This is a genomic window from Nocardioides sp. J9 (assembly GCF_007829375.1).
Lineage (GTDB): Bacteria > Actinomycetota > Actinomycetes > Propionibacteriales > Nocardioidaceae > Nocardioides.
Window position 1 is genome coordinate 1 of the sequence record NZ_VLJQ01000079.1, and the last position, 18,511, is coordinate 18,511.

Sequence of the window (18,511 nt, forward strand, 5' to 3'; positions counted from 1 at the left end):
GCCGATGGCGAGGGAGGCGGTGCGCCCCTCGGCGAGGCCGTCGGCGAGCAGGCGGTCGACCTCGTCGAGGAGGCCGGCGTCGAACATGGCGTGGACGCGGGTGGCGATGCGCTGCTCGAGGACGTCGCGCGGGATCTCGACGCCGACCTGCACGGTGGCGGGGTCGACGTACTCCTGCACGGGGAGGGTGGCGCTGAACGGGCGGCCGGTGAGCTCGATGACCTCGAGGGCGCGCACGATGCGGCGGCCGTTGGCGGGCTCGATCCGGTCGGCGGCGTCGGGGTCGAGCTCGCGGAGGCGGGCGTGGAGGGCGGCGGGGCCGACGTCGGCGAGCTCGGCCTCGTAGCGGGCGCGCAGGTCGGGGTCGGTGCCGGGGAAGTCGAAGCGGTCGAGAATCGCGCGGGTGTAGAGCGCGGAGCCGCCGACGAGGACCGGGACGCAGCCGCGGTCGCGGATGTCGGCGATCGCGGCGCGGGCCCAGCCCTGGAACTCGGCGACGGTCGCGGGGTCGCGCACGGACAGGGTGTCGAGCAGGTGGTGCGGGATGCCGCGTCGTTCGGAGACGGGCAGCTTCGCCGTACCGATGTCCATGCCGCGGTAGACCTGCATCGCGTCGGTGTTGACGACCTCTCCCCCGAGGGCCTCGGCGAGGTCGAGGGAGAGGGAGGTCTTGCCGCTGGCGGTGGGCCCGACGATGGCCACGACCGGGATCGGGGACGGGCGCTGCGGCATGGAGACAGTGTGGCAAGGTTGCTCCGACGGCCCGGAGCGGGTCGCCACCTTCGACCTTTGGGGGTTCTCGTGGGCTTTCTGGACAACGCCAAGGACAAGCTGACGGACGCCGTCGACAAGCACGGCGACAAGATCGGCGACGGCCTCGACAAGGCTGCCGACGTCGCGTCGAAGAAGACCGGCGGCAAGTTCGACGACAAGATCGACACCGGCGTCGAGAAGGCGAAGGACGCCCTCGACAGCCTCGACGGCAAGAACGACGACATCCGCTGAGTCCCACCCGCGTGTCCGTCCATGACCCGGCGACCGGGAAGACCCGCTTCGTCGTCGTCCCCGCCTCCTACGTCTTCCTCCTCCGCGAGGCGACCGGGGGCTCCGGCACCGAGGTGCTGCTGCAGCTGAGGCAGGGCACCGGCTACATGGACGGGCACTGGGCTGCCGCGGCCGCCGGCCACGTCGAGCGTGGCGAGACCGCCGAGCAGGCGGCGCGGCGTGAGGCGCTCGAGGAGGTCGCAGTCAGCGACCTCGACCTGTCGTTCGTCACGGCGATGCAGCGCACGGCGCACGACCTGCCGATCGACGAGCGCATCGACTTCTTCTTCACCGCCCGCTCCTGGACGGGCGAGCCGCGGATCGTGGAGGCGGCCAAGTGCGCGGACCTGCGGTGGTTCGCGCTCGACGACCTGCCCGACCCCGTCGTGCCCCACGAGCGGGTCGTCCTCGACGGGCTGCGCACCGGCGACCTGGCGCCGCTGACGCACTTCGGCTTCTGAGCCTCCGGATCAAACCGCGCCGCGCGGATACCGCCCTACCGAGTGTTCCCGAGACACTGGGAGGGGATGGACATGAACGCTGACCTGCCACCGCAGCCCGAGCCGAAGGTGGAGCCGCCCGAGCCGGCACCCGGCGGGCCGAACAGCATCGAGGGCGTCGGGGGCGACGGGCCGCGCAGCACCGTGGGACGCGACCCGAACCCCATGCACAACCCGGCGACCGACGAGATCCCGGAGGCGGCCGTCGAGGAGGAGGACACCGACACTGCGGCCACCCGCGGCGACCCGGAGGTCCCGCCGGAGTCCGAGTCCCCGGCCTGAGCCGTCAGGCCCGGTTAGCGCAGCCGTACGACGTCGAGGSGGGTCTCCACGACCCCGCCGTCGGCGGAGCGCTCGACGAAGTAGGCGCCCTTGCCGTCGACCTCGGTGAACGCGCCGGCGACCYCGGTCCCGCGGTAGAGCACGCCGACGCCGTCGTCGGTGGCGTAGCCGGACGGCAGCACGCCGTCGCCGACGAGCTTGTGGAAGAGCGGGCGGCGCTGCTCCTCGGAGTCGTAGTGGACCCCGTTGGACCAGGGCAGCAGGCCGAGCCCGTTGGTGAACGGGCGCAGGTCGGGGCCGAAGGAGTCGGTCGTCCCGCCGACGTGCCAGCACAGCGAGCCGGCGGAGACCCCGGTGAGCACGACACCGGCCTCCCAGGCCTCGCGCAGGGCGGCGTCGACGCCGTGCAGCTCCCACATCGCGAGCAGCCCGGCGACGCTGCCGCCCCAGACCCAGATGACGTCCTGCTCGAGCAGGTGCCCGCGCACGTCCTCGATGTTGGGCATCGGGAAGAGCTGCAGGTGGCTGCCGTGGAAGCCGGCCTCCTGCGCCATGTCGTAGAAGTCCCGGATCACCGCCGGGGCGTCACCGCAGGCGGTGCCGATGAAGCAGACGCGGGGCGTGCGACCGTCCACACCGGCGAGGTCGATGGCATGACGGGTCAACGGGCCGACGCTCCAGCGCGTTCGTACGCCCGGAAGGATGCCGCCCGAGGTTGCGAGAATCGTTCGTTCCGCTGGCATCGGCCACGAACCTAGCCCAGCGGAGGCCTCCGGCTCAACGGCAGGCGGGAGCCTCCGGCAGCGGCGCGGGTACGCCGACGGACGGCATCCCGAGCCCGACGGCCGGTCCGGTGGCGGGCGGCTCGGCGGTGCGGCGCTCCCACGCGTCGCCCGAGCGGGTGCGGCGCAGCGAACGCACCGGGCCGTCGGCGACGAGGTGGTGCGGCGCGGCGTAGGTGACCTGGACGGTGACCATGTCGCCGGGGCGCGGTGCGCCCTCGACCTGGGAGAAGTCGGCCTCGAAGTGCACCAGCCGGTTGTCGGGCGCGCGGCCGGAGAGCCGCATGGTGGCGGCGTCCTTGCGGCCCTCGCCCTCGGCAACCATCAGCTCGAGCTCACGCCCGACCAGCCGCTTGTTCTCGTCCCACGTGATCTCGTTGACCAGCTCGACGAGGCGGTTGTAGCGGTCGGTCACCACGGCCTGGTCGACCTGGTCGGGCAGGGTGGCGGCCGGCGTGCCGGGGCGCTTGGAGTACTGGAAGGTGAACGCCCCGGAGAAGCGCGCCTCGCGGACGACCTTCAGCGTCTCCTGGAAGTCCTCCTCGGTCTCACCGGGGAAGCCGACGATGATGTCGGTGGTGATGGCGGCGTCGGGGATCGCGGCGCGCACGCGCTCGATGATGCCGAGGAACTTCTCCTGGCGGTAGGAGCGGCGCATGTCCTTGAGGACCTTCGAGGATCCGGACTGCAGCGGCATGTGCAGGCTCGGCATCACGTTCGGGGTCTCGGCCATCGCCTCGATGACGTCGTCGGTGAACTCGGCCGGGTGGGGGCTGGTGAAGCGCACCCGCTCGAGGCCCTCGATCTCGCCGCAGGCCCGCAGCAGCTTGGAGAAGGCCTGCCGGTCGCCGAACTCCACGCCGTACGCGTTGACGTTCTGGCCGAGCAGGGTGACCTCGGAGACGCCCTCGGCGACGAGCGCCTCGATCTCGGCGAGGATCTCGCCGGGGCGCCGGTCCTTCTCCTTGCCGCGCAGGCTCGGGACGATGCAGAAGGTGCAGGTGTTGTTGCAGCCGACGCTGACCGACACCCAGGCGGCGTAGGCGGACTCGCGCTTGGTGGGCAGCGTCGAGGGGAAGACGTCGAGCGACTCCAGGATCTCGACCTGCGCCTCCTGCTGGACCCGCGCCCGGTCGAGCAGCGCCGGCAGGGAGCCGATGTTGTGGGTGCCGAAGACGACGTCGACCCACGGGGCCTTCTTCACGACCGTGTCGCGGTCCTTCTGCGCCATGCAGCCGCCGACGGCGATCTGCATGCCGGGCCGCTTCGCCTTGACCGGCGCAAGGTGGCCGAGGTTGCCGTAGAGGCGGTTGTCCGCGTTCTCCCGCACCGCGCAGGTGTTGAAGACGACGACGTCGGCCTGCTCCCCCTCGGGGGCAGGCAGGTAGCCCGCGTCCTCGAGCAGCCCGGAGAGGCGCTCGGAGTCGTGCACGTTCATCTGGCACCCGTAGGTGCGGACCTCGTAGGTCCGGGGCTGCGCTGCGGTCGTCATGGCGTCCTCAAGGGTACGGCGGGCGGCGCGCACCCCCCGAATCTCGATGCCGTCACGAATTGGTCTCGGCGGCCCGTCGCTCTAGCCGGTGGCGTGGATCACGCGCTAGCGTCCGGACGCATGACCGTCTCCGACGATGCAGCGGTTGATCTCGGCAAGGTTCGCCCCGGCGAGCCTCTCGTGGAGCTGCACGGCGTCCAGAAGTGGTACGGCGACCTCCACGTCCTCCAGGACATCGACCTCACCGTCACGCGGGGTGAGGTCGTGGTCGTGATCGGCCCGTCGGGTTCCGGCAAGTCCACGCTGTGCCGCACCATCAACCGGCTCGAGACCATCGACGAGGGCCAGATCCTCGTCGACGGCAAGGAGCTGCCGCAGGAGGGCAAGGCGCTCGCCGCACACCGTGCCGACGTCGGCATGGTGTTCCAGAGCTTCAATCTCTTCGCCCACAAGACGATCCTCGAGAACGTCACGCTCGGGCCGATCAAGGTCCGCAAGATGCCGAAGGCCGACGCCGAGGCCCTGGCGAAGGACCTCCTCGAACGCGTCGGCGTCGCCCACCAGGCGGCCAAGTACCCCGCCCAGCTCTCCGGCGGCCAGCAGCAGCGGGTCGCGATCGCCCGCGCCCTGGCCATGGAGCCGAAGGTGATGCTCTTCGACGAGCCGACCTCTGCGCTGGACCCGGAGATGATCAAGGAGGTCCTCGACGTCATGGTCCGTCTCGCGCAGCGCGGGATGACGATGATCGTGGTGACCCACGAGATGGGCTTCGCCCGCACGGCCGCCAACCGGGTGGTGTTCATGGCCGACGGCCAGATCGTCGAGACGGCCGATCCGGAGAGCTTCTTCACCAACCCGCAGAGCGATCGCGCCAAGGACTTCCTCGGCAAGATCCTCAAGCACTGACTGTTCGACCAACTCGGCTAGGAGAGGAAAGAAGGATGCGACTCAGGAAAGCCTTCGCGGCAGGTGCCGCAGGGATCGCAATTGCTGCCGGGCTGGCGGCCTGCGGTGACGCGGGCAACGACAGCGAGGGACGCGACGTCGAGGCCGCCGACGACTGTGACGGCAAGTTCGACGAGGGCACCCGCATGGCCGAGCTCGCCGAGGCGGGCGAGATCACCGTGGGCGTGAAGTACGACCAGCCCGGCCTCGGGTTCAAGGGCGCCACCGACGACGTGCCGAGCGGCTTCGACGTCGAGGTCGCCAAGCTGCTCGTCGCGGACCTGTGCATCGACCCCGCGTCGAGCAACGTGACGTGGGAGGAGACGATCTCCGACAACCGCGAGCCCTACCTCGAGTCGGGCAAGGTCGACGTCGTCCTGGCGTCGTACTCGATCACCGACGACCGCCGCAAGGTCGTCGGCCAGACCGGGCCCTACATGGTCACCGGCCAGCAGATCCTCGTGAAGGAGGACAGCGACGTCGCGGGCATCGAGGACCTCGAGGGCAAGGAGGTCTGCTCGGTGACCGGCTCCACGTCGCTGGAGAACGTCAAGGCCAAGGGCGCCAAGGGTGTCGGCGCCGACTCCTACTCCGAGTGTGCGGAGAAGGTCCTCGACGGCACCTACGCCGCGATGTCGACCGACGGCTCGATCCTCGCCGGCCTCGCCGCGCAGAACGAGGGCCAGCTCAAGGTCGTCGGCGACGAGTTCTCCGAGGAGCGCATCGGCGTCGGCTACAGCAAGGACCACCCGGAGATGTGCGAGTGGATCAACGGCGTCCTGGAGAAGGCGTTCGACGACGGATCGTGGGCCGAGGCCTTCGAGCTGACCCTCGGGCCCTCGGGCGTCGAGACTCCGGAGCCGCCGGAGCTGGACGCCTGCCAGTGACCCACGCCTGACCCCGGAGCCGGGGGCCTGCCCACCAGCGGGTCCCCGGCTCCCTCGACGGAGAGGGGGATGTCGTTGGAAGCGATCCTCGACAACCTCGACGAGTTCTTCAAGGCGTTCGGCTACACGCTCTTCCTGTTCCTGGTGACGGCCGTGGCCTCGTTGATCCTCGGCACGATCCTCGTGGCGATGCGGGTCGGACCGATCGCCGTGCTGCGCGTCCTCGGCTCGGTCTACGTGACGTTGGTGCGCAACACGCCACTCGTGCTCATCTTCATCTTCTTCCACTTCGCGGCCCCGATCATCGGGATCAACTTCAAGTGGGTCCAGGTGCACATCGGCACCTTCGACTTCACCTCGGCGTTTGCGACCGCCTTCGTCGCCCTGAGCCTCTACACCGCCTGCTTCGTCTGCGAAGGCCTGCGCTCGGGCGTCAACGCCGTCCCGATGGGCCAGGCCGAGGCAGCGCGGGCGATCGGGTTGCCGTTCCTCGGCGTCATGCGTGAGGTGATCCTCCCGCAGGCGGTCCGGGCCTCCGTCCCGCCGGTCGCCAGCGCGCTGATCGCGATGCTGAAGAACACCTCCGTCGCCGGCGTCTTCTTCCTCGCCGAAGCCACCGCCACCATGCGCGGGCTCACCAACGACTACAGCAGCCAGCGAATCGGGATCTTCCTCTGCTTCGCCGTCGGCTACATCGTGCTGGTCGAGATCGTGTCGATGATCTCGCTCGCCCTCGAACGACGCTGGAGGATCGCCTGATGGCCGCGAGTGTTCTCTTCGACGCGCCCGGGCCGCGGACCCGGGTCCGCCACCGCATCTACAGCATCGTCGCGTCGGCGGCGATCGTCGCCGCGCTCGCGTACGCCGCGTGGAAGCTCTACGACGACGGCCAGTTCGAGTACGACCTGTGGGAAGCCTTCGTCACGCCGGATTACGTCCGGGCCCTGCTCGTCGACGGCCTGGTCGTCACGGTCACGATGGCCGCCTTCGCGATCATCGGCGCCGTCATCTTCGGGTTCCTCTTCGGCGTCGCCAAGATGTCCGACCATCGCTGGATCCGCTGGCCCGCGTGGGTGGTCGTGGAGTTCTTCCGCGCCATGCCCGTGCTGCTGCTGATGATCTTCGTGTTCTTCATGTGGTTCATCTCGTCGCGCGCCGGCTTCCTGTGGATCGACCAGGCCGGCGGCTTCTTCGCCGTCGTCATCGCGCTCACCTGCTACAACGGCGCCGTCCTCGCCGAGGTCGTCCGCGCGGGCGTGCAGGCGGTCCCGAAGGGGCAGGCGGAGGCGGCGTACGCCATCGGCATGCGCAAGACCCAGGTGATGACGATCATCCAGCTGCCCCAGGCGGTGAAGGTGATGCTGCCCGCGATCATCAGCCAGATGGTGGTGGCGCTGAAGGACACCAGCCTCGGCTACGCGGTCGCAGCCCCCGGCCTCACCAAGGTCGGCCAGCAGATCTACAAGGAGCTGCACAACCAGGTCCCGACCGCGATCGTGGTCGCGATCCTCTACGTCACCCTCAACCTGCTCCTGACCTGGCTGGCCACGTGGGTGCAGAGGCGGTTCGTCGGGGAGAAGAAGATCGACGTCGTCAAGGTCGCCGCCGGCATCGACGAGGACCGCGCCGCGCGCTGACCCCGGCCGGGCTCACTTCTTGCTGGTCACCCAGAGGTTGATGACGCCCTCGATCACGACCGTGCCGTCCTCGCGGACGCCGCGGACGCGGACCGGCAGGTCGCCGTCCGCGGTGTCCCACTGCTCCTGGTCGGTCTCGGCGATGCAGGTGATGCTGCTGGTGGCCTTGGCGGTGTAGGAGACCGTCATGCCCTTGGGGATCCAGCGCTTGCCGCTGGGGATGGTGGACTCGGCGAGACCGCCCATCGCCATCTCGAGGCCGTTGCACAGCGCGATGGCGTGCACGGTGCCGAGGTGGTTCTGCACGCTGCGCCGCTTGGGGATCACGACCTCGGCGTAGTTGGGCCGGAGCTCGGTCACGCGCGGGTGGATGCTGGCGAAGTAGGGCGCCTTCTGCGCGAACGCGAGCGAGAAGACCCGCTTGCCGATCGTGCCGCCGACGACGGGCAGGCCGGTCGTGGTCTTCCAGAGGTTCTGCACCTGGGTCATGGCGGCGACATTACTGGTCGGTAACAACTGCGGCAAGGGTGTCTCAGCGCACCCGGGCGACGACGAAGGTGCGCCGGAAGGGGAAGACCACGCCGTGGCCGTCGTCGGGGTACGCCGCCCGCAGCCGTGACTTGTACTCCGCCTCGAACCGCGGGCGGAGGTCCGTGGGCAGGCCCTGGAGCACCGGGCGGGCCCCGGTGCCGGAGACCCAGGTGAAGACCGGGTCCTCGCCGTGCAGGACGTGGAGGTAGGTCGTCTCCCAGGCGTCGACCTCGCACCCGAGCGGCTGCAGGGCCCGCAGGTAGGTCGCGGCGTCGTGGGCGGAGACCCGGGCGGCGCCGGCGGTGTGGGCGTCGTACGGCGGCTCGGCGGCCAGCTCCGCAAGCAGGGTGTGGCTCGGGGCGACGTGGTTGCCGGGCACCTGGAAGGCCAGCCAGCCGCCGGGGGCGACGGCGCGGACCAGGTCGGGCAGCAGGTCGAGGTGGTCGGGGACCCACTGCAGGGTCGCGTTGGACACCAGCACGTCGACAGAGCCGGGCTCGGCGCCGCGCAGCCAGTCGCGCAGGTCGGCCGTGTGGAAGACGACCCGCTCGGCGGCCGGACTGTCGGTGGCCGCGCGCACCATGTCGGCACTGGAGTCGATGCCGGTGACCGCAGCGGCCGGCCAGCGGTCAGCGAGGAGGGAGGTGAGGTTGCCAGGTCCACAACCGAGGTCGACGACCACCCGCGGCCCGGTGGCGTCGACGCGCGCGACGAGGTCGACGAACGGACGCCCGCGCTCCCCCGCGAAGGCGAGGTAGCGCTCCGGGTCCCACGTCGTCACGAGCGGTCCGCCGCCCGCTCGTGGAGGTGCTCGAGGATCCGGGCGTTGACCACGTCGGGGCGCTCGAGCTGGAGGAAGTGGCCTGCTCCCTCCACGACCGCGACCCGGCTGCCGGCGGGCAGCCGGCTGGCGGTCCGGGCGGCCCAGCGCGGGTCGAGGCAGCCGTCGTCGGCGCCCTGCAGGAAGAGCAGCGGCAGTCGTGGCTCGCCGACCCAGTCGCGTGCGTGCGACTGGTAGGCGGCCGGGAGGCGCCAGGTGCGCGGCTGCGCGCGGTAGTAGCCGATCGCGGCGGAGCGGTGGGCGTCGTCCGGCAGGGCGGCCGCGAGGTGGGCGAGGTCCTCGCTCGCGTCGTAGCCGGGCGACCAGCGGTGCCACAGGTGCGCGACGAACCGGTCGAAGGTGCGCTCGGGCAGGCCGGGCAGCTGGTTGAAGACGGTGTACCAGCTGAAGGTCGCCTGCCGCGCCAGGATCCGCAGCCAGCGGGTCCAGTCGTCCGCGCGCGGGTGCATCGCCGGGATCGGCGGGACGGCCAGCGCCACGACGTCGCCGAACGGGTTCGCCGCGGCCGCGGCGATGCCGTTGGCGGTGATGGCGCCCCAGTCGTGGCCGACGAGCAGCGCGCGGTCGTCGCCGCGGAGGTGGCGGTGCAGCGCGATCGCGTCGTCCATGAGGGCCGGCACGTGGTAGCTGCCGTCGGCGGGCAGGTCGCTGGGCGCGTAGCCGCGGGTGAACGGCGCGACGACGCGATAGCCCTCCTCGGCCAGCACGGGACCGAGGTGGCGCCAGGTGTGCGCGGTGTCCGGGAAGCCGTGCAGCAGCACGGCGAGCGGCCGGTCGAGGTCGCCCACGTCGCCCCAGCTGAGGCTGGCCAGGGTGATCCGCTCGAGGGTGTCGGTGCGCTGGTCCACACCTCGACCCTACGCGGCGCGTATCTTGACATCAAGATTCTCGACGCATCCGCTACGGTGAGCACATGCGGGACGAGGTGGACGACCTGGTGGAGGCCTGGGCGCGCGAGCGCCACGACCTCGACCTCGGCCCGGTCGCCGTGTTCAGCCGGATCTCCCGGCTGGCCCACCACGTCGACCGCGCCCGGCGGCAGGCCTTCATGGCGCACGACATCGAGCTCTGGGAGTTCGACGTGCTCGCCGCGCTGCGGCGGGCGGGCGCGCCCTACGAGCTCTCCCCCGGCCGCCTGCTGCGCGAGACGCTGGTGACCAGCGGGACGATGACCAACCGCGTCGACCGGCTGGCGACGCGGGGCCTCGTCGAGCGCCACCCGGACCCGTCGGACCGACGGGGCGTGCTGGTGCGCCTGACCCCCGAGGGCAAGGACGCCGTCGACGGCGCGTTCGGCGCGCTGCTCGACGCCGAGCGGGAGCTGCTGGCCGGGCTGTCGCCGTCGGACCAGAAGGAGCTGGCCGACCTGCTCCGGCGCCTGCTGGTGCCCTTCGCCGGCCAGGACTAGCCCGGCTGGGCGCTCTCGCCCCGTGGGTGGCGGCGCAGCTGCCACCCCAGCAGCGGCAGGCCCGCGCCGAAGCAGACGAGCCCGAGCACACCGGCGACGAGGTAGCGCCGCGGGATGTCGGCGAAGGAGCTGCGGTAGGTGCGGCGGTCGTCGCTGCGGAGCAGCCCGACGTAGTCGCCGGCGAGGTAGAGACCGGCGACGACGCCGTCAGGACCCCGCTTCTTGCCGGTGTAGGCGCTGCCGAAGCCGTCGTCGGCCGGCACGAAGTGGATCCGGGTCCGGTACCCGTCGCCCGAGCGGGTCCGCCGCCGGTCGAGCTCGCCGGGCACGGCGGACAGGCAGTCGTCGGCGGTCGGGCTCGGCTGGTCGCAGAGGTCGAGGGCGTCGTACCTGCGGTCGTTGGCGACGTGGCCGAGCACCCAGCTGCCGAGCGCGGTGACGAGGCCGAGCACGACCACGGCGGCCGCGAGCCGCTGGCCGGTCGTGCGCAGGCCACGCGGGTCGAGCGCACCGACCCAGCCGAGGTCCCGAGAACGCCCCATCGTCAGTCCAGCAGCTCCGCGGCCTCGAGCCACTCCATCTCGGCGGCCTCCTTCTCCTCGTGCAGCGCTCCCAGCGCCTCGGAGATCTCGGTGAGCTTCTCCGGGTCGGAGGCGTGCGCCGCCAGCTGCTCGGTCAGCTCCGCCTCGCGCGCGGCGAGCCGGGCGAGGACCTTGTCGAGCCGCGCCACCGTCTTGCGCGCCGCCCGCTCCTCGGCCGAGCCGGGCTTGGCCTTCGGAGTGGTGGCGGGGGTGGTGGCGGGGGCGGCGTCCGCGGACGGCGGGCCGGGCACGGGCGCGGCCGGGGTGGCCGGCGCGGGCTTCGCGACGTCGAGGTGCATGGCCGCGGCCCGGCGCTCGAGGTACTCGTCGACCCCGCGCGGCAGCATCGAGATCTGGCCGTCTCCGAGCAGGGCCCACACGGAGTCGGTGACCCGCTCGAGGAAGTAGCGGTCGTGCGAGACCACGACCAGGGTGCCGGGCCACCCGTCCAGGAAGTCCTCGAGCACGTTGAGGGTCTCGATGTCGAGGTCGTTGGTGGGCTCGTCGAGGAGCAGCACGTTCGGCTCGGTGAGCAGCAGCCTCAGGAGCTGGAAGCGGCGCCGCTCGCCGCCGGAGAGGTCGCCGAGACGGGCGGTGAGCTTGTCCCCGGTGAAGCCGAAGCGCTCGAGCATCGAGGTCGCGCTGATCTCGCCGTCGGCGGTGCGGGTGACGCGGCGGATCGACTCGACGGTGGCGAGCACCCGCGACTCGGGGTCCTCGAACTCCACACTCTGCGAGAGGTGCTGGAGCGCGACGGTGCGGCCGTGGCGCACCGTGCCGGCCTGCGGGGCGGCCTCACCGGCGAGCAGGGACAGGACGGAGGTCTTTCCGGCGCCGTTGACCCCGACCAGTCCGACGCGGTCGCCGGGGCCCAGGCGCCAGGTGGCCTGCTTCAGCAGCTGCCGCGGGCCACGGGAGAAGTCGACGTCCTCGACGTCGATGACGTCCTTGCCGAGGCGCTGGGCCGCGAAGCGCTGGAGCTCGAGCCGGTCGCGCGGCGGGGGGACGTCCTCGATCAGCGCGTTGGCGGCGTCGATGCGGAACTTCGGCTTGGACGTGCGGGCGGGGGCGCCGCGGCGCAGCCAGGCCAGCTCCTTGCGGACGAGGTTCTGCCGGCGGGCCTCGGAGGCGGCCGCCTGCCGCTGCCGCTCGGCCTTCGCGAGCACGAAGGCGGCGTACCCGCCCTCGTAGCTGTCGACGACGCCGTCGTGGACCTCCCAGGTCTGCTGGCAGACGGCGTCGAGGAACCACCGGTCGTGGGTGACCACGACGAGCGCGGAGGAGCGGGCGGCGAGGTGCGAAGCCAGCCAGGCCACCGCCTCGACGTCGAGGTGGTTGGTCGGCTCGTCGAGGATGATCAGGTCGTGCTCGCCGAGCAGCAGCCCGGCCAAGGCGCAGCGGCGGCGCTCGCCGCCGGAGAGGCCGGCGACGGCGCGGTCGAGGTCGATGCCGGCGAGCAGCACGTCGACGATCTCCCGCAGCCGGGAGTCGGCCGCCCACTCGTGGTCGGCCATGCCTTGCAGCACGACCTCGCGGACGGTGTGGCTGTCCTCGAAGTCGTCGTGCTGCGCGAGCACACCGAGCAGGAGCCCCCGCTGGCGGGAGACGCGACCCTCGTCGGGCTCCTCGGCGCCGGTCATGATCCGCAGCAGCGTGGTCTTGCCGTCGCCGTTGCGGCCGACGATGCCGATCCGCTCGCCGGCGGACACGCCGAGCGAGACGTCGGTGAGCAGCGGCCGGATGCCGTAGGACTTCGAGACCCGCTCGAGGTTGAGCAGGCTCCGTCCCGTCCCGGGCTCAGGCATAGGTCACCACGTGCGCTCCGGCGACCGGTCCCGGTGCGATCGTGCACCGCAGGCCACGCTCGGTCAGCTCCGCCACGGCGTTGCGCGCCTCCTCGACGTCGTCGTGCAGCATCAGCAGGGTCGGCCCGGACCCGGACAGCAGGACGCCGTCGGGGCCGAGGACCCGCAGCTGGGCCTCGACGTCGACGAGGTCGGGGCGCAGGTCGCGGGCCGCGGCCCACAGGTCGTTGTGCAGCAGGGCGCCGACCTCGTCGGTGTAGCCCTCGGCGAGGGCATCGAGCAGCGCCTGCGGGAGCGACGGCTCGGCCTCCGCATCCGGGGCGAGCAGGTCGAAGCGCCGGTAGACCTCCGGCGTCGACAGGCCCTGGTCGGAGAGGACGACGACCCACCACACCGAGGTGCTGTCCGGGACGGGGGTGACGACCTCGCCGCGGCCGGTGCCCAGGGCGGTGCCGCCGACGAGCGCGAAGGGGACGTCGCTGCCCAGCTCGCCGGCGATGCGCAGCAGGTCCTCGTCGCTGGTCTGCAGGTCCCAGAGCCGGTCGAGCGCGAGCAGGGTCGCTGCGGCGTCAGCGGAGCCGCCCGCCATCCCGCCCATCACGGGGATGCCCTTGGCGATGGTGATCCGCGCCGCCAGGTCCAGGCCGTGGTGCGCGACGAGCGCGCGGCCGGACCGGATGGCGATGTTGTCGTCGTCGAGGGGCACGCCGTCGACCGGGGAGGTCAGGCCGACGGACCAGTCGGGGGCCTCGGTGACCGTGACGTCGTCGTACAGCCCGACGGCCTGGTAGACGGTGGCCAGCGGGTGGAAGCCGTCCGCACGGGGGCTGCCGACCCCGAGGTGCAGGTTGATCTTGGCCGGCGCCCGGACGGTGACCCGGGCGTTCGGCTCGACGCGCGCCTCACTCATCGGCGCCTGCCTGCTCCCGCAGCGCGACGGTGAGGGCGACGAACTCGTCGATGCCGAGCATCTCGCCGCGGGTGAGCGGGTCGATCCCGGCGGCCCGCAGCGCGGCCTCGGCGGGCTCGGAGCCCCCGGCGAGGGTGCGCAGCGCGCCGCGCAGCGCCTTGCGCCGCTGCGCGAAGGCCGCGTCGATGACCGCGAACACCTCCTCGCGGGTGACCCGGTCGGTGGGCGGCTCGCGGCGGGTCCACGCGACGAGACCCGAGTCGACGTTGGGGGCGGGCCAGAAGACGTTGCGGCCGATGGCACCGGCGCGGCGCACGTCGGCGAACCAGGCGGCCTTGGCCGAGGGGACGCCGTAGACCTTCGACCCGGGCGGGGCCGCGAGCCGGTCGGCGACCTCGGCCTGCACCATCACCAGGCCGTGCTCCAGCGACGGCAGCAGCGCCATCAGGTGCAGCAGGACCGGGACGGAGACGTTGTAGGGCAGGTTCGCGACGAGCGCCTGCGGCGGCGGGCCGGGTACGGCGTCGACCGTCATCGCGTCCGCGAGCACGACCTGGAACCGGTCGGCCTGCGCGGGCGCGTAGGCGGCGATCGTGGTGGGCAGCTCGCCGGCGAGCAGCGGGTCGACCTCGATCGCGGTGACCGTCGCGCCGGCCTCGAGCAGGGCGAGGGTCAGCGAGCCGAGGCCGGGGCCGACCTCGACGACGACCTCGCCGTCGACCACTCCGGACTCGCGCACGATGCGGCGCACGGTGTTGGCGTCGATGACGAAGTTCTGACCGCGCTGCTTGGTCGGGCGCAGGTCGAGGCGCGCGGCGAGCTCGCGGACCTCCGCCGGACCGAGGAGGCGCGGCAGGGAGGTCTCGGTCATGCCCATCAGCCTAGGGCCCGGGGGAACCACACCGGCGCCGTGGTCGAGGACGCCGACGGCGAGCGGGTCGAGCTCGGCGACGTCGCCCTGCACCACGGTGCGTGGGGCGTGTTCGCCGGCTGACCCGCTCGCCGTGAGCGGATGACCGGGAGCGTCGGTCGCGGGGACCGTCAGCGGGGCAGGCCCAGCTGGGCGGAGCAGTGCGGCCAGGCGCCGTACCCGCCGGAGGCGTCGCGGAGCTTGGTCGCGATGGCGATCTGGGTCTCGCGCGAGGCCTGGTGCGGGTAGCCGGTGCCGCCGTACGCCTGCCAGGTGCCGAGGTTGAACTGCAGGCCGCCGTAGTAGCCGTTGCCCGTGTTGATCGCCCAGTTGCCACCGGACTCGCACTGGGCCAGGCGGTCCCAGACGGAGTTGCCGCCGGCGAAGTTCGGCGCGACCTCCCTGGTGCCCACGTGGACGACCTCGGTGCGCGGCGCCTTCTTCACGTCCTCCTTGAGCACGACCCGGCGCACGACGTCACCGTTGCGGACGACCACGCGGTAGGTCACGTCGCGGACGCCGTCGACGCCCTCGGTGACGACCTTGGTCTCGCCCTTGTTCATGGAGTCGTCGGGGACCTCGCGGGTCGCGGCCGGGATGGTCTCGGCCTTGACCCGGCGCTTGCGGTGCTCGATGTCGACGTAGACCACCCGGTCGCCGTCCTTCACCCTGGCCTTGCGGCCGGGGCGGACGCGGTCGAGGGCGTCCAGCTCGACGCCGGCCAGCTCGAGGGCCTCCTCGACGGTCAGAGCGGGGACGGTCTTGCGCACGGGCTTCTTGCCGGCCAGCTCCAGGACGAGCGTCTTCGGGGTGACGACCTCGATCGCGGCGCCGCCGCGGTCGATGCTGGCGCTACGGCTGGTGGAGAGCCGGCTGTCGGCGTACAGCACGCCGATCTGGTCGAGCGCACCGTTGACGTCCAGGGCGGTCACCCAGTGGGTCGACGTCTTGCCGTCGACCGTCAGCTCGACGGGGCGGCTGTACCGGACGGCGATGCGGTCGCCGTCCTCGACCTGCTCGTCGAGGCCGGGCTGGACGAGGTCGCGGTCGGAGACCTCGACGCCCTCGTCCTCGAGCACGTCGCGGACGGTGCCGCCGAACGTGCTGACGGTGCGCTCCTTGCCGTCGACGGCGAGCGTGACCTCGTCAGAGAGGGACGAGTAGCCCCAGGTCACCGTGGAGACGGCGAGGAGGACCCCGACGACGGTGGCGACGAGGGCGACCCGGCTCTGGGTCAGCTTGTGGACGATCCCCTTGAGGGACTGGGCGAGGTGAGGGCGCGCAACTGGCACGATTCTCCGAACTTCGTACTCCCCGGGCCTCGGTGACCAGTCGCGTCCGGGCCCCCCAGGCCTGCGTCAGAACAGGCTCCGGACTCCGTGCGGACTGGTCGGGAAGGTGCTCCCCCGATCCCGGCCGACCCGTCTACCAGAACAAGGTCCGGAGGTCGATGCAACTCCTGAGAGCCCTCTTCAGGCGGGGGACGTGACTCGTCTCACGTGCTTCTGCTTGCTCCTGCAAGCACTTTGCGGGCGTCCTGCAAGCGTTTTCCTGCTGCGCGGCCGGGGCTACCAGGTGCCGCCGAAGGCCGTCTCGCTGTTGGTGTCGATGGCGGCGCACAGCTCACCGAGGTCGTCGCCGCGCTCGGCGGCCATCGCCCGCACCGTCAGCGGCACGAGGTACGACGCGTTCGTGCGGCCGCGGTGCGGCACCGGGGTCAGGTAGGGGGCGTCGGTCTCCACCAGCAGCCGGTCGCGCGGGACCACGCGCAGGGCCTCGCGCAGGGACTCGGCGTTCTTGAAGGTGACCGTGCCGGCGAAGGACAGGAAGGCGCCGCGGTCGAGGCAGGCACGGGCGAAGTCCGCGTCCCCGGAGAAGCAGTGCATCACCCACCGCTGCGGGGTGCCCTCGGCGTCGAGCACCTCCAGCACCTCGTCGTGGGTGTCGCGGTCGTGGATGACGAGGGTCTTGTCGAGCCGCTTCGCGATGTCGATGTGCCGGGCGAAGGACTCGACCTGCACGGCGCGGCCGTCCTCCCCCGTGCGGAAGGCGTCGAGGCCGGTCTCCCCCACCGCGCGCACCTTCTCGTGGGCGCCGGCGAGGTCCTCGATCTCCTCCCACGCGGCCTCGAGCGCGGCGCGCCCACCGTCGGCGAGGATGCGCGGCGCCTCGTTGGGGTGCAGGGCGACGCCGGCGACCAGGGCGTGGGGGGCCGCGGCCGCGGCGCGCCCCCCGACGGGGGCCGGCGCGGGAGCGCCTCGGCCACCGGCCACGGCTCGTCGCCCCGACCGATGTCGAGGTGGCAGTGGTTGTCGACGACCGGGTGCGGCAGCGGCTCCGGGACCGGTGGGCGCTGGTCGCTCACGACGCGGCGGGGGTCGGGCGGACGCGGTCGAGGATCGCGGCGACGAGGCGGTCCGGCGCGTGGGTGGGGACCCAGTGCGAGACCCCGTGGAGCTCGACGAACCGGAAGGGCGCGTCGACCCAGGCGTCGGTGTGGGCGGGGCCCCACCGGTCGACGGCGACGTCGCCGTCGCTCCACACCATCGTGGTCGGCACGGTGACGGACCGGCGCAGGAGGCGCGGGTCCTCCAGCGCCATGGCGCGGTACCAGTTGAGCGCCGTGGGGAGCGCGCCGTCGGCGACGACCTCGGCGCGGAACCGCTCCGCGTCCTGCTCGGTCATCCCGAAGGAGGCGACGAGCCGGTCGGCGACGCGGGAGCCCAGCAGGCGCTCCGGCAGCAGGGGCACCTGGAAGGCCAGCATGTACCAGGAGTGGAGCAGCTGGGTGCTGCGGACCATCGCCTTCATGAACACCAGCGGGTGCGGGACGGACACCGCGGTCAGCGTCGCCACCCGGTCGGGGTGGTGCGCGGCGAGCAGCCACGCCGGGATCGCGCCCCAGTCGTGGCCCACGACGTGCACCTTCCCCTCCGGGGCGACCGCCTCGGCGAGCGCGAGGACGTCGGCGAGCAGCTCGCGCATCCGGTACGCACGACGACCGGGCGGCCGTGCGCCACGGGAGTAGCCGCGCTGGTCCATCGCCACCGTGCGGTAGCCCGCGGCGTGCAGCTGCGGCGCGACCAGCCGCCAGCAGGTGGACCGCTCCGGGAAGCCGTGGAGCAGCAGCACGGGCTCGCCGTCGACCGGGCCCTCGTCGTACACGTCGAAGGTGAGGGTGCCGCGGACCAGGCTGGTCAGCCTCCCGGTCGCGGTCGGGTCGGTCGGGTCAGTCATCTCAGTCATCGATGTGCACCACCTGGTAGACGTCGCGCTTCGGCACCCCAGCCTGTACGGCGACCGCCGCGATCGCATCCTTCCGCCGCATCCCGGACTCCTCGAGCTCGGCGACGGCTGCGCGCAGGCTGGCGGGGTCGCTCGACAGGGCGGCCGCGGGCTCGGCACCGGAGACGACGATGGTCACCTCGCCGCGGACCCCCTCGGCGGCCCAGTCGACGAGCTCGGCGAGCGGGCCGCGTCGTACCTCCTCGTGGGTCTTGGTCAGCTCACGGCACACGACGGCGGCACGGTCGGCGCCGAACGCGTCGCGCATCGCGGCGAGCGCGGCCTCGGTGCGGTGCGGTGCCTCGAAGAACACCATCGTGCGCTGCTCGGCACCGAGGTCGGCCAGGCGCCGGGCGCGCTCGCCGGCCTTGCGGGGCAGGAAGCCCTCGAAGCAGAACCGGTCGACCGGCAGGCCGGACACCGCGAGCGCGGTGAGCACCGCGGACGGCCCCGGCACCGCCGTGACCCGGATGCCCTGCTCGACGGCGGCGGCGACGAGGCGGTAGCCCGGGTCGCTCACGCTGGGCATGCCGGCGTCGGTGACGAGCACGACCCGCTCCCCCGCGACGAGCGCCTCGACCAGGGTCGGGGTGCGTGCGGACTCGTTGCCCTCGAAGTAGGACACGACGCGTCCGCGGAGCTCGATGCCGAGGTCGGTGGTGAGCCGCCGC

22 protein-coding genes are annotated in these 18,511 nt (G+C 72.3%); 8 read left to right on the forward strand and 14 right to left on the reverse strand.

Annotated features, from left to right (window positions below; genetic code table 11):
• Window positions 1-732, reverse strand: a 732-nt coding sequence (gene miaA, locus L615_RS13165) for a tRNA (adenosine(37)-N6)-dimethylallyltransferase MiaA (protein WP_145725343.1), incomplete at its 3' end; no start/stop codon positions are given.
• A 69-nt stretch (window positions 733-801) separates the two neighbouring features.
• Between miaA and L615_RS13170 the strand changes: the two genes are divergently transcribed.
• From L615_RS13170 to L615_RS13180, 3 genes are all read left to right on the forward strand, one after another.
• Window positions 802-1,005 (forward strand): antitoxin, encoded by a 204-nt coding sequence (locus L615_RS13170; protein ID WP_028656759.1) that lies wholly within the window; start codon window positions 802-804, stop codon window positions 1,003-1,005.
• Between the two features lie 11 nt (window positions 1,006-1,016).
• A complete protein-coding gene (locus tag L615_RS13175) occupies window positions 1,017-1,505 on the forward strand; it encodes an NUDIX domain-containing protein (RefSeq protein ID WP_145725344.1) in 489 nt (162 codons plus the stop codon).
• Between the two features lie 72 nt (window positions 1,506-1,577).
• A complete protein-coding gene (locus L615_RS13180; protein WP_145725345.1) occupies window positions 1,578-1,826 on the forward strand; it encodes a hypothetical protein in 249 nt (82 codons plus the stop codon).
• Window positions 1,827-1,840: 14 nt separating this feature from the next.
• On the opposite strand, the gene L615_RS13185 is transcribed toward L615_RS13180, so the two are convergent.
• On the reverse strand, window positions 1,841-2,491 hold the full coding sequence (locus tag L615_RS13185) for a peptidase E (protein ID WP_222430549.1): 651 nt from the start codon (window positions 2,489-2,491) through the stop codon (window positions 1,841-1,843).
• Window positions 2,492-2,603: 112 nt separating this feature from the next.
• Window positions 2,604-4,100 (reverse strand): tRNA (N6-isopentenyl adenosine(37)-C2)-methylthiotransferase MiaB, encoded by a 1,497-nt coding sequence (gene miaB, locus L615_RS13190; RefSeq protein WP_145725347.1) that lies wholly within the window; start codon window positions 4,098-4,100, stop codon window positions 2,604-2,606.
• 120 nt (window positions 4,101-4,220) lie between these two features.
• Between miaB and L615_RS13195 the strand changes: the two genes are divergently transcribed.
• From L615_RS13195 to L615_RS13210, 4 genes are all read left to right on the forward strand, one after another.
• Window positions 4,221-5,006: an amino acid ABC transporter ATP-binding protein gene (locus L615_RS13195; protein ID WP_145725348.1), complete on the forward strand. Its 786-nt coding sequence runs from the start codon at window positions 4,221-4,223 to the stop codon at window positions 5,004-5,006.
• A gap of 35 nt (window positions 5,007-5,041) precedes the next feature.
• Entirely contained in the window at window positions 5,042-5,932 is an 891-nt protein-coding gene (locus L615_RS13200) for a glutamate ABC transporter substrate-binding protein (protein ID WP_145725349.1), read from the forward strand.
• Between the two features lie 69 nt (window positions 5,933-6,001).
• The gene (locus tag L615_RS13205; protein WP_051486099.1) at window positions 6,002-6,691 is read left to right on the forward strand and encodes an amino acid ABC transporter permease; all 690 of its coding nucleotides are present in this window, start codon (window positions 6,002-6,004) and stop codon (window positions 6,689-6,691) included.
• Window positions 6,691-7,569 carry an amino acid ABC transporter permease gene (locus tag L615_RS13210; protein WP_145725350.1) on the forward strand — a complete coding sequence of 293 codons (879 nt, stop codon included), beginning with the start codon at window positions 6,691-6,693 and terminating at the stop codon, window positions 7,567-7,569. The genes L615_RS13205 and L615_RS13210 overlap by 1 nt, the downstream gene beginning before the upstream one ends.
• A gap of 12 nt (window positions 7,570-7,581) precedes the next feature.
• On the opposite strand, the gene L615_RS13215 is transcribed toward L615_RS13210, so the two are convergent.
• From L615_RS13215 to L615_RS13225, 3 genes are read right to left on the reverse strand one after another with little or no spacing between them, the layout of a single operon-like run.
• Entirely contained in the window at window positions 7,582-8,058 is a 477-nt protein-coding gene (locus L615_RS13215; RefSeq protein ID WP_028656767.1) for a hotdog fold domain-containing protein, read from the reverse strand.
• A gap of 43 nt (window positions 8,059-8,101) precedes the next feature.
• Window positions 8,102-8,881 (reverse strand): methyltransferase domain-containing protein, encoded by a 780-nt coding sequence (locus tag L615_RS13220; protein ID WP_145725351.1) that lies wholly within the window; start codon window positions 8,879-8,881, stop codon window positions 8,102-8,104.
• Window positions 8,878-9,789 carry an alpha/beta fold hydrolase gene (locus tag L615_RS13225; protein WP_145725352.1) on the reverse strand — a complete coding sequence of 304 codons (912 nt, stop codon included), beginning with the start codon at window positions 9,787-9,789 and terminating at the stop codon, window positions 8,878-8,880. Before L615_RS13225 ends, L615_RS13220 begins: the two co-directional genes overlap by 4 nt.
• A gap of 65 nt (window positions 9,790-9,854) precedes the next feature.
• On the opposite strand from L615_RS13225, the gene L615_RS13230 reads away from it, so the two are divergent.
• Complete coding sequence (locus L615_RS13230) at window positions 9,855-10,349, forward strand: MarR family winged helix-turn-helix transcriptional regulator (protein ID WP_028656770.1); 495 nt, start codon at window positions 9,855-9,857, stop codon at window positions 10,347-10,349.
• On the opposite strand, the gene L615_RS13235 is transcribed toward L615_RS13230, so the two are convergent.
• The 8 genes from L615_RS13235 to rsmI form a co-directional block, all read right to left on the reverse strand.
• The gene (locus tag L615_RS13235; protein ID WP_145725353.1) at window positions 10,346-10,891 is read right to left on the reverse strand and encodes a hypothetical protein; all 546 of its coding nucleotides are present in this window, start codon (window positions 10,889-10,891) and stop codon (window positions 10,346-10,348) included. The two genes, L615_RS13230 and L615_RS13235, sit on opposite strands and share 4 nt — an antisense overlap.
• A 2-nt stretch (window positions 10,892-10,893) precedes the next feature.
• A complete protein-coding gene (locus tag L615_RS13240; protein ID WP_145725354.1) occupies window positions 10,894-12,735 on the reverse strand; it encodes an ABC-F family ATP-binding cassette domain-containing protein in 1,842 nt (613 codons plus the stop codon).
• Entirely contained in the window at window positions 12,728-13,645 is a 918-nt protein-coding gene (locus L615_RS13245) for a 4-(cytidine 5'-diphospho)-2-C-methyl-D-erythritol kinase (protein WP_028656773.1), read from the reverse strand. Before L615_RS13245 ends, L615_RS13240 begins: the two co-directional genes overlap by 8 nt.
• Window positions 13,638-14,516, reverse strand: a complete 879-nt coding sequence (gene rsmA / locus L615_RS13250) for a 16S rRNA (adenine(1518)-N(6)/adenine(1519)-N(6))-dimethyltransferase RsmA (RefSeq protein ID WP_145725355.1) — start codon at window positions 14,514-14,516, stop codon at window positions 13,638-13,640. The genes L615_RS13245 and rsmA overlap by 8 nt, the downstream gene beginning before the upstream one ends.
• Window positions 14,517-14,686: 170 nt before the next feature.
• A complete protein-coding gene (locus L615_RS13255; protein WP_315897791.1) occupies window positions 14,687-15,847 on the reverse strand; it encodes a resuscitation-promoting factor in 1,161 nt (386 codons plus the stop codon).
• 276 nt (window positions 15,848-16,123) lie between these two features.
• Entirely contained in the window at window positions 16,124-16,828 is a 705-nt protein-coding gene (locus tag L615_RS13260; protein ID WP_261376683.1) for a TatD family hydrolase, read from the reverse strand.
• 88 nt (window positions 16,829-16,916) lie between these two features.
• Window positions 16,917-17,792, reverse strand: a complete 876-nt coding sequence (locus L615_RS13265; protein WP_145725357.1) for an alpha/beta fold hydrolase — start codon at window positions 17,790-17,792, stop codon at window positions 16,917-16,919.
• A 1-nt stretch (window position 17,793) separates the two neighbouring features.
• Window positions 17,794-18,511 (reverse strand): 16S rRNA (cytidine(1402)-2'-O)-methyltransferase (gene rsmI, locus L615_RS13270; RefSeq protein WP_261376684.1); only part of this gene is annotated, 718 nt, incomplete at its 5' end.